General features: G+C 58.6%; 11 protein-coding genes and 2 pseudogenes. 10 read left to right on the plus strand and 3 right to left on the minus strand.

The window, feature by feature from the left end; translation table 11 throughout:
- The first annotated feature begins 456 nt into the window (after window positions 1–456).
- From BRAD3257_RS08155 to BRAD3257_RS08200, 10 genes are all read left to right on the plus strand, one after another.
- Window positions 457–1,734, plus strand: a complete 1,278-nt coding sequence (locus BRAD3257_RS08155; protein ID WP_122406428.1) for a flavin-dependent oxidoreductase — start codon at window positions 457–459, stop codon at window positions 1,732–1,734.
- A 145-nt stretch (window positions 1,735–1,879) separates the two neighbouring features.
- Window positions 1,880–2,353 (plus strand): cupin domain-containing protein, encoded by a 474-nt coding sequence (locus tag BRAD3257_RS08160; RefSeq protein WP_122401438.1) that lies wholly within the window; start codon window positions 1,880–1,882, stop codon window positions 2,351–2,353.
- Window positions 2,354–2,356: 3 nt separating this feature from the next.
- Window positions 2,357–3,181: an alpha/beta fold hydrolase gene (locus BRAD3257_RS08165; protein WP_122401439.1), complete on the plus strand. Its 825-nt coding sequence runs from the start codon at window positions 2,357–2,359 to the stop codon at window positions 3,179–3,181.
- A 7-nt stretch (window positions 3,182–3,188) separates the two neighbouring features.
- A complete protein-coding gene (locus tag BRAD3257_RS08170; RefSeq protein WP_122401440.1) occupies window positions 3,189–4,070 on the plus strand; it encodes an alpha/beta fold hydrolase in 882 nt (293 codons plus the stop codon).
- A gap of 48 nt (window positions 4,071–4,118) precedes the next feature.
- Complete coding sequence (locus tag BRAD3257_RS08175) at window positions 4,119–6,104, plus strand: flavin-containing monooxygenase (RefSeq protein WP_145986980.1); 1,986 nt, start codon at window positions 4,119–4,121, stop codon at window positions 6,102–6,104.
- Window positions 6,105–6,146: 42 nt separating this feature from the next.
- Entirely contained in the window at window positions 6,147–7,193 is a 1,047-nt protein-coding gene (locus BRAD3257_RS08180) for an ABC transporter substrate-binding protein (protein WP_122401442.1), read from the plus strand.
- Window positions 7,194–7,206: 13 nt separating this feature from the next.
- Window positions 7,207–8,037: an ABC transporter ATP-binding protein gene (locus BRAD3257_RS08185; RefSeq protein WP_244607881.1), complete on the plus strand. Its 831-nt coding sequence runs from the start codon at window positions 7,207–7,209 to the stop codon at window positions 8,035–8,037.
- The gene (locus tag BRAD3257_RS08190) at window positions 8,034–8,828 is read left to right on the plus strand and encodes an ABC transporter permease (protein WP_122401443.1); all 795 of its coding nucleotides are present in this window, start codon (window positions 8,034–8,036) and stop codon (window positions 8,826–8,828) included. Before BRAD3257_RS08185 ends, BRAD3257_RS08190 begins: the two co-directional genes overlap by 4 nt.
- 85 nt (window positions 8,829–8,913) lie before the next feature.
- Complete coding sequence (locus tag BRAD3257_RS08195) at window positions 8,914–9,339, plus strand: GlcG/HbpS family heme-binding protein (protein WP_122401444.1); 426 nt, start codon at window positions 8,914–8,916, stop codon at window positions 9,337–9,339.
- 123 nt (window positions 9,340–9,462) lie between these two features.
- Entirely contained in the window at window positions 9,463–10,329 is an 867-nt protein-coding gene (locus tag BRAD3257_RS08200) for an MBL fold metallo-hydrolase (protein ID WP_122401445.1), read from the plus strand.
- A gap of 230 nt (window positions 10,330–10,559) precedes the next feature.
- Here BRAD3257_RS08200 and fabF read toward each other — a convergent pair.
- The 3 genes and pseudogenes from fabF to BRAD3257_RS08220 form a co-directional block, all read right to left on the minus strand.
- Window positions 10,560–11,818 (minus strand): annotated as a pseudogene (gene fabF / locus BRAD3257_RS08205) (beta-ketoacyl-ACP synthase II).
- Between the two features lie 114 nt (window positions 11,819–11,932).
- On the minus strand, window positions 11,933–12,550 hold the full coding sequence (locus BRAD3257_RS08210; RefSeq protein ID WP_122401446.1) for an IS200/IS605 family element transposase accessory protein TnpB: 618 nt from the start codon (window positions 12,548–12,550) through the stop codon (window positions 11,933–11,935).
- A gap of 680 nt (window positions 12,551–13,230) precedes the next feature.
- Window positions 13,231–15,308: pseudogene (locus BRAD3257_RS08220) on the minus strand (3-hydroxyacyl-CoA dehydrogenase NAD-binding domain-containing protein).
- Window positions 15,309–15,342: the final 34 nt, after the last annotated feature.

The following is a 15,342-nucleotide window of genomic DNA, read 5'->3' on the forward strand; positions in this document are numbered from 1 at the left end:
TGAGGCGTTGGTCTGCCGATCTCCACGTCAAGAGCGTTGTTCTGATGATCGGACAGCGCGAACCATAGTGGGACACGGCACGTCGGCCTCCGTCCCACGATTGACAGCTCGCCCCCCACTTCGCGCAGCACCGTTCGGCGTTGAAGTGCAGCAAATGATCGCGATGGGCGGCGGACTCTGCAGCGCCACGGCTGCTCGCATTTCGCCCTATCTGCCCGCCTATCGGTGCTTTGCGGGATTCGTTCCTAAAACTGAAGTGCAGATTGGCCGATCGCCAGCCCCGAGGAAAGGTCTCGCAACCTCCCAAGTGCCGAGCGGACGCAAATGAGTGGCCGTTCAGATCGGTTGAAGCTTGCTGATCACCAATTGAGATGAGATCCATCAGCAAATACCTCGGGCGGTCGGCTGTCGTCATGCTATCTATCAACGAAAGAACGGCGTCTAGGGAGCGTTATGATGACGGTTTTAATCGCGGGTGGTGGCATCGGTGGACTGACGCTGGCACTCAGCCTTCACCAAGTCGGTGTTGAATGTCGCGTATTTGAAAGCGTCCCGGCGCTGAAGCCGCTTGGAGTCGGCATCAACGTTCTTCCCCACGCGGTACGCGAGTTGTTCGAACTCGGATTGAAGGAGAAGCTCGAATCTGTCGGCGTGCTGACCAAGGACCTTTGCTACTTCTCGAAGCATGGCAAGCCGATTATAAGCGAGCCGCGTGGTTTGGAAGCGGGATATCGTTGGCCGCAATTCTCGATCAATCGTGGGAAGCTTCAGCAGTTGCTGCTCGATGCAGTGATCGAGCGGATGGGTGCGGAATGCGTTTTGACCGGTCACCACATCTCCTCTTGGAGCGACACGCCCAATGGTGTTCGGGCCGAGTTTATCAATAAGGCGAGTGGAGAAGTCGTCGGGGCCTACGAGGGCGCGCTTCTGGTTGGAGCGGATGGCATCCATTCCGGGGTACGACAGGGGCTTTATCCCGAGGAGGGGCCGCCGCTGTGGACCGGGCGGATCATGTGGCGCGGCGTTACGCTCGCGGAGCCGTTCCTATCGGGCCGGTCCGTCCTCATGGCCGGCTATCAGGCGCAGAAATTCCTGTGCTATCCTATCTCGAACGTCCCAGACGAAAACGGCAAGTACGAAATCAATTGGGTCGCCGCGCGCCAATTGCCGGAAACTTACGACTGGCACCAGCAGGACTGGAACCGCGCGGGCAGCCTCGAAGACTATCTTCCTTGGTTCAAGGAATGGGATTTCGGATGGCTCGACATCCCCGGCCTGATGCGCAACTGTTCGCGGAGCTACGAATTTCCGCTAGTGGATCGGGACCCTCTCCCGCGATGGAGCTTCGGATCTGTCACTTTGCTCGGCGACGCCGCGCATCCGATGTACCCGATCGGAAGCAACGGCGCATCGCAGGCGATCTTGGACGCGCGTACGCTAACCAGGGAGATTCTCGAACATGGCGAGACTCCGAGCGCGCTTCATGCGTACGAGGCCGAACGTCGGCCGGCGACGGCGGAGATCGTGAAGCTGAACCGCCGAAACGGCCCCGAGCACGTCATGCAGATCGTAGAAGAGCGGGCGCCGAACGGGTTCGACGTCGTTACCGACGTAATCTCGCAGAGTGAGCTTGAGGAGATCGGCGCTAACTATCGTCGCGTCGCCGGCTTCCAAGTCGAGGAGCTGAACGCGAGGCCGCCGATCGTGTCTCTTCCAAAATCGCGCGCGGGATAGTGTCGGACCGCTCAAGAGTCCTGCAGTAAACCGTTTCATCAAAACCCGCTGGTTAGCCGCTAACGGATGCGGCTGCGGATCGTGCGCTCTCGTGGTGTCAGTCGCAACTAAGACGTTGCAGCAGTGAACAAAGTTTGAGGTATCCATGAACGATCTCCTGAAGGAAGTCATTACGATATACGGCAAGAACGTAGTTCTTGCTCACAAATCGTCGCCTGTCGAAAATGCAGGAGTGGTCGAGCACGCAGAGATCTTTCGTTTGCTCAACATTTTCGACGAAAAGTTCACTCCAACGAACAAAAACAGTGCCGACGGGACGCCCCTCCGGATCTTCGCTTCGGACCGAGTCAAAATCGATCTGTCCAAGCGTAGCAAGGAGGACATGTCATTCTGGCATCGCAATATCGATGCTCATGAAATCATCATCTGCGTCAAGGGGGCCTTGAGATGGGAGACCGAGATGGGCACCCGAACCATGCAAGCCGGGGATATGCTTTTTATCCCGAAGGGAATAGCTCATCGATCGATGCTTTGCGAGAAATCGCTCGATGAGAACGTGCTCGTCGAACTCAAGATTGCGGACGATATTGAGTATGTCGGCGATCAACAGAAGGTTTGATCAATGAAAGTCTTCGCTAACGGCATCAACTTCCATTGCGAGGTGGAAGATAGCGCCACCGGACGTCCATGGATTACGCTTTCACATGCGCTGGCGAATAATCTTTCCTTGTGGGACGATGTCGTAGATGCGCTGAAGGGTAGATTTCGCATCTTCCGCTATGACCAGCGGGGTCATGGAAAAACTGAAGCCGTACCGGGGCCGTACTCGTTTCCGATGTTGATGGACGACGTGCTGGCCCTTTGGAATTCGCTCGGAATCCCGCGGTCGCACTGGGTCGGCTTGTCGATCGGGGGAATGATCGGGTACGGCTTGGGAATATCGCATCCAAGCAAGCTGATTTCGCTTGTGGCTTGCGACTCCAGACCAGATGCGCCGCCCGATTATGCCGCTTACTTCCAATCCCGCATCGACAAGGCGCGGGAGAAGGGCATGGAAGGCGTGGTCGAGTCCACTATCGAACGCTGGTTCACTCCCCAGACGGTCACCGAAAATCCACCGTATCTCGACAAGGTGCGCCGAATGATCAGGTCGACTGACCCGGTTGGCCATGAGGGGTGCTGCGAGGCGCTTAAGACCCTATCCTTTGGCCCCCGGCTTTCGGAGATCCGTCTTCCGACGATGATTATCGGCGGGGCAAAGGACAAGGGAGCGCCCCCCGATATCCTCGCCGACGCTGCGGCGAAGATTGTCGACGCGAGGCATCGCGCCGTGCCTGATGCAGGGCATATTTGCGTGTTGGAGAATCCGCTTTTTTTCCTATCCGAGCTTCAGCAGTTTCTAAGCGAATTCGAAAGCGACGCGCGGAGTAAAGCCGCTCGACAGTAAGGGATCGATGTGCGCCTCAACGGATCGCCGGACGATCTCCGAGGCCGCCAAAAGAGAAGCATTCTTCTTCGGAGATGAAGCGATGGTTACTCCGGTAGACACCGTAGTTGCGGGTGAAGGTTTCAAGACGCGAGTACTGCGCGGCGGGAGCGGGGAGAGATTGCTGTTCCTGCACGGCGCCGCGGGCGCAAACTGGTCGAAATTCCATGATGATCTGTCGAGTCACTACGAAGTAATCATAACCGAGCACCCGGGATACGGTGAATCCGCCGATCTGCCGCACGTACGTGATGTGGCGGAACTTGCAAACCACTATCGGCAGGTGCTCGACCTGCTTCGTATCGACCGCGTACACGTGGTTGCCAGCTCGTTCGGTGGATGGCTTGCGAGTGAACTCGCAACGTTAGAAGCGGGGAGGCTCAAGAGTCTCACGCTGATGGCGCCAACCGGAATGTTTCCGCGGGTCTTAGAAAAGGATGCGCCCCCGCCGACACGCGAGAGCTTCACGCGAATGCTGTACTTCGATCAGTCGATCGCCGATCGAATTCTCGCGCGGGATCCAACGGAAAAGGAGCTTGTGCTTCAGAGGCGTAACGCTGCCACCACAGCAAGATATAACGGCCAGCAAAGCTACGACCCAAAGCTTGGGCAGAAGCTGCAGCAATTGGATATTCCGGCGTTCATTGTTTGGGGAGAGAATGATCGTCTCGTCTCCTCTTCGCATGCCGAACATTGGCGAGAAATGCTCAACGCCAAGATGTGCATGTTGCCGAATTGCGGCCACCTGCCCCACGTCGAGCTGCCTGGTCCGACAGCGAACTGGATCCTGTCGCAACTTAAGCAGGCATCAAGCCCAGAAGCCTCGCCGATCGGCGAAGCGGCGACCTGAACGATACTGCCGTCGGTGCACGGCCCGAAGATTCAATTGGAGAACGTCATGAATATCCAGAACGCCGGCTCCTTGTCAGCGCGACGAAAGGCCATCGACATCGCAGATCACTTCGAAAAAGTCGTCGAACTACCCGGCACAGATGCCGAAATCGCCTCGGCAGTGCAGGAGGCCGAGATCGCTCCGCTACTCGCCGCGCTCTTCGTGCTGAGCGGAGAACGCGCCCTTATCGCCGATGATCTCGTGCCACCGCTGCCGCCTCTCGGCGCTGCCGGCGCTCCCCAGGGAGGCATGAGTGAAGCGGCGCTGACAAAGGGCCGCGCCCTGGCGACCGCCGAATTGATCAAAGCTCGGCAAAATGGGTGGCCAAGAATGGAGCCTGCGCCGGATTTGCTGCGCGATGCGTTCAAGTATCTGACTAAAAATGACGACAAAGACTTCACGGACATGCTAAGCCGAGAGTTCCGTCTGCCGGTGGATAGGGCTACGCCCGCTTGGCAGAAGAGCGAACTCGCGCCAAGTAGGCAGTTTAAAGTCGCTGTGATTGGCGCGGGACTGGCGGGAGTTGCGGCGGCATATCGTCTCTCGCAGGCTAATGTGCCGTTTGTCGTGCTGGAAAAGAGCTCCCGTCCCGGTGGGGTCTGGAACGACAACAGATATCCCGGTTGCCGCCTCGATACGCCAAATTTTGCTTATGGCTTTTCATTCGCGCCCAAATCTGATTGGCCGCAAGCGTTCTCTCAACAGAAAGAGATTCTGAACTACATCGACACGGTGCTGGGCAGTGCTGAGTTGTCCGACAGCTTCGAGTTCGACACCGAGGTCGTTCGCATGACGTACGACCCGGCTAGAGGAGGGTGGTCCATTGCCGTCCGTCAGCCCGCAGGCGAGAAGACCCTTTTTGCCGATGTCGTGATTTCAGCGGTTGGTCATCTGAACAGGCCAAGCATCCCGAGCATTCCTGGCCAGGAGTCGTTTTCCGGAAGAGCATTTCATTCGGCCGAGTGGCCCTCCGATGTCGATGTGAAAGGAAAGCGTGTCGCTGTGCTCGGGACAGGAGCCAGCGGGTTCCAAATCGTCCCCGCCATTGCGGATCGAGTGGACAGTTTGACGGTTTTTCAGCGGACTCCATCCTGGATCCTGTCGACGCCGAACTACTACGACGATATTCGGCCCGGTATGCGCCGTCTCTTGGCATCCGTGCCCTATTACGGCCGATGGTTTCGGCTCTTTCAGTTCGTCATGGCGCTCGATGCGAGGTTTCCCGCGGTAGCCGTGGATCCTGACTGGAAGCACCCGATCTCGGTAAGTGCTCTAAACGAGAAGCTACGGCAGGAATGCCTCTCGCTCCTCGCGCAACAATGCGGCGATCGGCTCGATCTGCTGCAGAAGCTCACCCCGAACTACGCGCCAGGATCGAAGCGCATGGTGAGAGACAACGGCGCTTATGTGCGCGCTTTGAAGCAACCGAACGTCAGTCTCGTCACGGAAGCCGTCGCGAGTTTGACGCCCACCGGAGTCGTTACGTCCGACGGCGTCCACCACGACGTTGATATCCTCGTGTATGCCACGGGGTTCCATGCCTCAAGCTACATGGCGCCGATCGAAGTGGTCGGCGAGAACGGAATCCCTCTGCATGAATTTTGGGAAGGCGATTGCCGCGCGTACCTCGGAATTTCGGTCCCCAATTACCCGAATCTATTCATCATCGGAGGTCCGAACAGCGGTCTTGTCGTCAATGGCAACGCAATTGTCACCACCGAGTATTCGCTTCAATTTGTCATGAGCAGCATCGAATACATGCTGCGTGAGGGGGCTAAGTCGGTCGATCTCCGTCCCGATGTATACGACGCCTACAACCTCGAAATCGACCGAGAAAATCGGAAGAGGACCTGGGGCGTTGCGACGGTGAATACTTGGTACCAAGGCAAGAACGGCCGACCGGCAGTGCCTTGGCCCTATCCGATCATCGAATATTTCCGCAGGACGGCGCACTTCGATCCCGGCAAATACGTGGTCCGTCCCGTTCGCTGAGAGATGTAACCATATAATACTTGGTAAGAGGGAGGACTGAGGATGGGTGGTAGGCTTGTAGCCGTACTGACGGCAATGGCCGTCATGTGGACCAGCTCCGCGAACGCCATGGAAAAATATGTCGTGCAGAACGCCGCGCCAGTGCCAGGTGCGCCGTTTCTCGACGTCTATGCTGCTCAGAGGCTGGGCTTCTTTTCCGACGAGGCCCTGCAGGTGGAGATGCGTCATTCCGCAAATGCGTCGCAGGCGCTCCAGCTTGCTGCCTCGGGTGCGGCTGACGTCGCGCGCACAACGTTCGAGCCTTATCTCGCCGGCTATGAACAAGGCGTGCGAGGTAAGTTCTACATGCAAAACTATGCCCACAACATCTTCTTCTTTGCCGTGCCGAAGGCCAGCAACATCGAGAAAGTCGAAGATCTACGAAACAAAAAGATCGGAGTTGTGGATATAGGGGCCGGCGGTAAGGAGATCGCCCGCTCGATGCTTAAGCTCGCCGGGCTGCCATACGACAACTCCGTGTTTCTTCCGGTGGGAACCGGCCCATCCGCTTTGCAAGCACTCGCGAATGGCAGCGTGTCAGCGCTGTTCTTATGGGATTCCGCTTACTCTGCGCTCGAACGTCAGGGCGCCGAGTTTCGCTATTACCATCATCCGGTCGTAGGTTTCGTAGGCAATGCCGGATTCTTCATTTCCGACTCTTCACTTAAGAATCGGCGGGAAGCTCATATCCGTTTTCTGCGCGCCATTGTAAGGGCACGTCTATGGATCAGTCAGAGACCTGATGAAGCCGTGCAAATATATTGGGACGCTGTGCCAAATTCGCGGTTTGGTAAAGCTACGGAGCAGCAACGGGCCAACTCTCTGAAAGAAATCGGCTTCATGAATCCGTATCCACCGGGACTGTCCGCACGCGATCAAGGTCGCTTCGATTTTGAGGCTCTCGAGAAGTACATGCGGGTCATGAAGGAAGAGGGAGGCAGCAAACAGAACTTGGGCGGAAAAGACGTGTGCTCGAACGAACTACTCGATCAGATAGGTGCAATCGACATCGAGAAGACCGTAAACGTTCAATACAAGCCGTCCAACTGAACAGGTCTGTATCATGAATCTCTCCATGCTCAGCCCGACGGCAGTCGACCGGACGTCTAAGCCCGCGCAGTCAGCTGTGGCGATCGAAATCGAAGGCCTAAGCAAAACGTATCAAGCAGCCGACGGACGCTCGGTCCGCGCCGTCGACACCGTCACCGCAAGCATACACGAAGGTGAATTCGTTTCCATCCTGGGTCCGTCCGGGTGCGGAAAATCGACCCTCATGATGATGCTTACTGGTCTATTGGCCGCTTCAGAGGGTGTCGTTCGCTACCGGGGGCGCCGGATCGAAGGACCGCAAGCCGATTTCGGTGTGGTGTTTCAGGATTCGATTCTTTTTCCGTGGAGGACCGTCATCCAGAACGTACGCTTGCCGGCCGAGGTGCGCGGTATTGCGCGCTCCGATCAGGCGCTGCGAGCCAAGCAGCTAATCGAGCTTGTCGGTCTCGGCGGCTTTGAGACGAAGTATCCCAAGGAACTCTCTGGCGGTATGCAACAGAGGGTCGCGATTGCGCGCGCACTGATGCTCGATCCAAAGCTGATACTGATGGATGAGCCTTTTGGGGCCCTTGATGCGATGACCAGAGAGCAAATGAATCTCGAACTGCAACGCATCAGTCTGGCGACGCGCGCAACGGTGATCTTTGTCACTCATTCCATCTCGGAAGCGGTCTTCCTTTCCGACAGGGTGTTCGTCATGTCAGGCCGGCCATCAACCGTGCGTGCGATCGTTCCGATAGATATGCCGCGGCCACGCCCGATCGAGATAATGAACTCTGACAAGTTCGGCGTTTACGTCGCCGATGTCAGAGCGGAGCTGGAGCGAAGAGGGGCGAAGTCATGAGCGTGGCCATCGAACGGGCGCCGCCCGATATCTCGCAAACTGTGAAAACGGTCGGAGCCCTGCTGCTTCCTACCTTGACCATCCTGCTCCTTTTGCTCGCTTGGGAAGCGGCAGTGCTGTGGATCGAGATTCCAACGTATATTCTGCCGAGGCCGACCCAGATCGGACGGCAGATCGTGAGCGACCTCGCAACGGGGGCAATCCTGCCTCACCTAGCCGCGACGGCAATCGAAGTTGCTGCCGGGCTGCTCATTGCAGCGGCGAGCGGACTGCTATTGGGGACCCTTATTGGTAGCTCGGCGCTGATCGAACGGACTTTCTATCCTATTGTGCTCGTGGTCCAAACCGTTCCGAAAGTGGCGATCGCGCCATTGTTGGTCATTTGGTTCGGCTACGGGATATCGTCGAAAGTCGCGACGGCCGCTTTGCTCGGATTTTTCCCGGTGATGGTCAATGTCATCGCGGGCATTAGAGCGGTCGACCCGCGCCGGATCGACTTGATGCGGATGATGTGTGCGCGCCAGTGGCAGATATACGTCAAAGTGCGCCTGCCAAATATGCTCAACTATCTGTTTGCAGGTCTGGAAGTGGCCGTGGTGTTCTGCGTGATCGGAGCCATCGTGGGCGAGTTCGTCGGATCTTCCGTCGGTCTCGGCTCCCTGATCATCCAGCGGCAATCTCAGGTGGATATTGCCGGCGTGTTCTCTGTACTGACTTATCTCTCTCTTACCGCTCTCGCCTTGACGGTCGCGGTTAAAGCCGCTCGCACGAAAATTGTGTTCTGGGTCTGAGCCCCGCGGTCTCGAGTAGGTCTAATCGTCATCCGAAGCCGACGCGTGGAGGCCAGGAGTAATGCTGCAGATGGAGAACTAGAAAATGGTCCAAAAACTTGGATTGCCCGAAGCACGAATGGTCGTCGATGCGATGCTCAAATCCGCCGGCGAAAAAGGGTTCGTTATGTCCGCGGCGGTCGTAGATTTCGGTGGCGATCTCATTCATTTGGCCCGCATGGACGGTGCATCAGCTGTCACTGCGCGGATGAGTTATAACAAGGCCTACACAGCGGTGAAGTGGCAGAAGGATACCAAGCTGCTACGTGCGCGGCTCTTCGATTGGTCGCTTGGCGACAATAGGCGTGAAGTGAGCTGGTTTGGCGACCCGCTATTCACTCCAATCTGGGGCGGAGTCGTTCTACGCGACAAGAATGGCACGATGCTGGGAGCGATCGGTGAAAGCGGCGCCAGTCCGGAGCAGGATGAAGAGATCGGTCAGCTCGGAAAGATGATCTTCGAATCGCTCTAGATCGCTGCGGCATCACGTTTCTCTCGTCTGCGCGAGAGAATCCTGAAATTCGGCCGCGCGCAACCTCGCTATCAAATCGAAAATGCGAAGCTCTCAGGCTCGCTGCGTCAAAGGGAAAAGTTCATGGTTCAACAATCTGGCATAAAGCGCTGGCGCGTAGGGCAGGTTACCGTTACGCGCGTTCAAGAGCGGGAAGTACCGATTCCGGCGGCGCGGATCTTGTCGGGAGCGACTCCGGAGCTGGTTCTCTCGCAGGATTGGCTGCGTCCTCACTTCGCTGAGGACGACGGCAGCATTCGGCTGGCGTTCAATTCCTTCATTATCGAATCGGACAATCGACGCATTGTCGTCGACACCTGCGCAGGAAACGACAAGCAGCGACCAGGCTCCAACTTCCACATGTTGCAGACAGGGTACCTCGATGACATGATTTCGGCCGGCTTCCCGCCGGAGGAGATCAATACGGTTTTGTGCACTCACATGCATGTCGATCATGTCGGCTGGAACACTCGTCTCGAGAGCGAGCGCTGGGTGCCGACCTTTCCCAACGCGCGCTATCTCTTCGGTAGAAAGGAGTGGGCGCACACGCAGTCGACACCGTCACACTGGGGCGATGTCGTCGGCGATAGCCTCCAGCCCATCATCGATGCCGGCCTAGCTGATATCGTCGATGAAACGTATCAGATCACAAAAGAGGTTCGGCTCGAGCCCACTCCCGGCCACACTCCCGGGCACGTTAGCGTGCGTATCCGTTCGGAGGGCGCCGAAGCCCTGATCACGGGCGATATTTTGCATCATCCGCTACAGTGCGCATGCCCGCAGATCAATTGCGTTTTCGATGTCTCTCCCGACGAAGCTCACAGAACTAGGAGCCGATTCTTCGCTGAGGCCGCGGGTACACCAGTCTTGGTGTTGGGTTCGCATTTTGCGAACCCAACCGGCGGACGCATTGTTGCCGATGGTGACGTTTATCGGTTCGTGCCCGTCTGATCGCGGACGCGCTTAGGTCGACGTTCATTGGTCACGAAGCGAGCGGGCGCCAAGAAGCGTCCATCTCCCGCTTCTTAGCACCGGCACAATACACTCGAATTGATTTGTCGGCCTTACGTTCCGACTAAAACGAACAAGGCAGGAGGGGCTATTCTGAAACGACCATCATCGCCGACCGCATGGCGGGCGAAGCTGGCCGGCCGGAGCCCAACGAGAACCCGCCCGTCGCCCTACCACCGCTTGAATATGACGCTGGCATTCACGCCGCCAAACCCAAAACCATTCGATATCGCGTGATCCATCATCATCTTCCGGGCCTTTGGTCCGACGAGATCAACGCCCTCCGCGGCATCGTCGGGATTTTCCAGGTTCAGGGTGGGCGGGGCTATCTGGTCTCGTAGCGCGAGTATCGCGAAGATGGCCTCCGCGCCCCTGCAGCACCGAGCAAGTGACCGGTTGCCGACTTCGTAGCGCTCACGGCGATGCCGCCGTCAGCTCCGAAAACGGATTTGATGGCAGCGAGTTCGGAGATGTCGCCCACAGGCGTCGATGTCGAGTGAGCATTGAGATGTTGCACGTTGCGCGGATTGAGCTCGGCCTGGCGCAAAGCTGCTTCCATGGCTCTCCGGGCGCCAGAGCCGTCCTCAGGACCCGAGGTGATGTGATGAGCGTCAGCGGAAGTTCCGTAGCCTACTAGCTCGACAATCGGCCGTGCGCCGCGGGCTTGAGCGTGCTCGAGCTCTTCGATCACCAAAATTCCTGCTCCTTCGCCCATGACGAATCCGTCGCGGTCACGATCGAACGGGCGGGACGCTTGAGCGGGCCGGTGGTTGAAGCGGGTTGAGATTGCACGGGCCGCCGCGAAGCCTCCGAGGCTGACTAGATCGATGCAAGCTTCGGCACCTCCGCAGACCGCGACGTCGGCCTCGCCGGAGCGAATCAACCGAGCTGCGTCGCCGATCGCCTGCACGCTGGCGGCGCACGCCGTTACTGGGGCACCGATTGGTCCTTTGAAGCCATATTGAATCGAAACGTGCCCGGCCGCGAGATTTGCCAGAAAAGACGGTACGGTGAACGGCGACAGGCGGCGGATTCCACGTTGGTCGGTAGTCCGAACCGCTTCGACGATCGCTGGAAATCCGCCGATCCCAGAAGCGATGATCGTCGCCGTTCGCTCCAGGGAACGTTCGTCCGCAGGGGACCAGCCAGCTTGGGCGATCGCCTCCGCCGCTGCGACCAATGCGAACTGAATGAACCGATCCATCTTCCGCTGCTCTTTCGGCGGAATGGTCAGGTCGGGATCGAAGCCACCATCGACGTCGTCCGCTTTGCTCGGCACAAGCCCGGCAACTCGCCCCGGTAGCGAGGAAGCCCATTCGGGGAGGATGGTCAAGCCGGACTTCCCAGCAACCAGCCGGGGCCAGGCCACCTCTGCACCGCAGCCGAGCGGAGATACCAGTCCCATTCCTGTGACCACTATTCGTCGCATGTAAGGATCCGATTCTTGAAGATACGATGATTTGGCCAGGGGCTAGAGGATCCTGAGCGCGAGACAGCAGAATCCGGTTCCTCCTAAACTTCATCTCCAGAGATGAGGAGGCTTTCAGCCCAGGTAGGAGCCGCGCTCGGCCCCAAGCATGAGCACTTCAGCCGAAACTGCCAGAGTAGCTACGAAATTACAAGCAACTACCGTGAAAAATGGGCGTCCTTGCCGTCGATTAGGGCGCCCATACGACGACCACACATGCCTACGCGCGACTTGCAGGTCGCGGGAGGGTGACGCGGTCGCCGGAGGCGAGAACCGCCGAAATGGACTCGCCGGAAGCCGGCAGTCGTTCGGAAAGGGCCATCGCCCGACGGGCGATCGCCAGGCCGCGGCCGCATGGACGCTCGACCCGTACCGGGGAGCGAACTTCACGCAGCCGATGAGAGACGTGTAGGCGGGATTGACGACGATGAGCCGCACGGACTTGCGGATACAGATCCGCGCCAGCGCTTCTCCGAAGCTCGAGTAGATGAACGAAGACAGCATCCGGGAGCGTTTCTTGCCGACGGTCGTCTCCAGTTCCGCGCGTTTGCGCCGGAGGTCGAGCTTCTCGGCAGCGACAGGAAAGCCAAGCTGGACAGCCAACTTCGCGATTTCGGCGACGGCTTTCCGGATCATGTCAAGCCGCTGCGCGCGGGTCTTGCCGTAGGTCACGAGCTCGATCCGCCCGATCATCACCGGTCGTCAGCGGATTGCCGGTGTCGTCCACCAAGGTCAGCGCGACGTGGTCGGCGTTGAGGTCGACGCCGGGACAGCCGTTCGAGAAGTCGCAGAGGCCGGGTCGGCGAAGTCCTGCCGCAGCATCACGGACACGAACCAGGAGCCGTCGTCGACTCGCCGGAAAGCGGTAGGACAGCGGCTTGCCGGCATCGAGCGCCTCCCGGATCTCAGTGGCGCCATGTGAACCGGAGCCGGAAGTAAATGGAGCGCAGAACGTGCCCGCTCTGGACCATATCGACTTCCGACAGATAGCCCAGCGTCTCCGGAAGCCGGAGTTTCGAGCTGGAAGGTACCGTCGTCGACGGACGTCAGACGAGCGAACTGATTGCCTCCCTGAAGCCGTGCTGCACCCTCAATGAAGAACTGCGCGCTGCGCGCGGCGTACCACGCCCTGCGCCAGTCCTTGTGATCAGCGAGCCCGTCGGCGGCAAGATGATGCTGGGCAGCGAACAGCTTGCGCGAGTCGCCGCCACCGCTCCACACAGCAGCCTGCCTCGTTCGCTCAACTACCAGTCTGGTGGTAGGAGCCATCCGGCGCTCGCGAGCGCCGAAGGCCATCGATCAGCTCCGCGTTTCGGTGTGCAGTTCGAGCGGAAATGAGGCTGCTTAATTAGGTCAGGCCGGACACTTCAGGTTCAACGAGGCCCGGTAAATCTCAAGTTCTGGTCGGCCAGGGATTTCAGCAGCGGAGCCGGCTCGAGCGAAGGATCGTTCGTTTCTCTCGCATAGTACGAAAGCCTATCGACGACTTTCTTCAACCCGATGTGGTCGGCATAATGCATCGGACCTCCGCGGTAGACCGGCCATCCGTAGCCATACAGCCAGACCACGTCGATATCGCTTGCACGGGCTGCAATGCCCTCTTCAAGAATCCGGGCACCTTCATTTATCATCGAATAAGTCGTTCGCTCGAGGATTTCCTCGTCGCTCACCGAGCGGCGTTTCCGCCCGAGACGCTTTAAAGTCTGATCGATCAGCTTTTCGACTTCGGGATCGGGCAGGGGAGCACGAGAGCCGTCTTCGTAGCGGAAGAAACCCTTTCCCGTCTTTTGCCCAAAACGACCGGCCTCGCAAAGGGCGTCCTCGATCTCCGATTTGATGCCGCGGTCCTTGCGCGAGCGCCAGCCGATATCCAGGCCCGCGAGGTCTCCCATGGCAAACGGCCCCATCGGCATTCCGAATTTGGTAAGAGCGGCGTCGGCCTGCTGCGGAAGTACCCCATCGAAAAGCAGCTGACCGGCCTGCCGCTGCCTGGCCATGAGCATGCGGTTGCCCACGAAGCCATCGCATACGCCCACCACTACGGGCACCTTTCCGATCTTTCGTGCCAACGAAACGGCAGTCAACAGTGCGTCGGGCGACGTGGCCGAGGCCCGAACGATCTCACAGAGCTTCATGACATTGGCCGGGCTGAAGAAATGCATGCCGAGCACGTCCTGGGGACGCTTGGTCTCCTTGGCGATTTCGTTGATGTTCAGGAAGGATGTATTGGTAGCCAAGATGGCGCCTGACTTCGCGAATTTGTCGAGCTGACCGAAAACCTCTTTTTTGATCGCCATGGTCTCGAATACGGCCTCTATGATCAAGTCGGCTTGTCCGACGCTGTCGAGGCCGACGGCTCCGTTGATGAGCGCCATGCGCTTCGCGGGTGCGTCTGCAGCAATCCCGCCCCGCGCGGCCGTCGCTTCATAGTTCTTGCGAACTACGCTCAATCCGCGATCAAGCTGCTCCTGGCCGGTCTCGATCAAGGTGACCGGAATGCCTGCGTTAGCGAAGGACATCGCGATGCCACCGCCCATGGTGCCAGCACCGATAATGGCGACCCGTTCGATGGGACGCGGCTTGACCTCTGCTCCCACGCCTTCGATCTTCGCTGCCTCTCGCTCGGCGAAGAAGGCGTATCGTTGAGCTTTCGATTGATCGCTGCTCATCAGCTTGAGGAACAATTCTCGTTCCTTCTTCAGCCCCTGGTCGAACGGCAGATCGAGCGCAAAACCGATTGCGTCCGCGGCCACGAAGGGGGCTTCAAGCCCTCGGATTCTCTTGGTTATCGCGGCGACCGCTCCGGTAAAGATCGAGCGGTCGGCTCGGGCCGCGTGGAGCTTTGTGTCGTCGTCACGTAGCCTGCGAAGCGGACGTTTTTCAGCGAGGATCTTCCGAGCAAAAGCTTCAGCACCGGACGATGACTCCTCGACCACCTCCTCGACGAGTCCATTTTGAAGCGCTTCGTTGGATCCGATGGAATTACCGCCAACGATCATTTTCGCGGCGAGTTCAGGACCCACGGCGCGCGGAAGACGTTGCGTGCCGCCTGCGCCCGGCAGGAGCCCCAGTTTGACTTCAGGAAGGCCCAGTTTCGAATCTTTATCCGCCACCCGGAAATGACATGCCAAGGCGACTTCAAGTCCTCCCCAAGCGCGGTCCCGTGGATCGCCGCGACGATAGGCTTGGGACTGCTCTCGATCGCGCTTAGGACCTCGTCGAGGTTTGGCTTCTTCGGAGGCTTGCCAAACTCCGTGATATCGGCTCCGGCAATGAAAGTGCGGCCGGCGCAGGTCAACACGATAGCCTCTATGCCTGGATCGGCGATGGCCTGTCGGACGCATTCGAGGATTCCGACGCGGACCGCTGCGCTGAGCGCATTGACGGGAGGGCTATCGATGGTGATGATTCCGATGGCGTCATGGGACTTCAGGCTTACGACAGTGTTCATCGATGTCCTCCATATCGCCGCTCTGGACGGCACT

Origin of the sequence: Bradyrhizobium vignae (assembly GCF_900324035.1) — a bacterium.
In the GTDB taxonomy this organism is placed as follows: domain Bacteria; phylum Pseudomonadota; class Alphaproteobacteria; order Rhizobiales; family Xanthobacteraceae; genus Bradyrhizobium; species Bradyrhizobium vignae.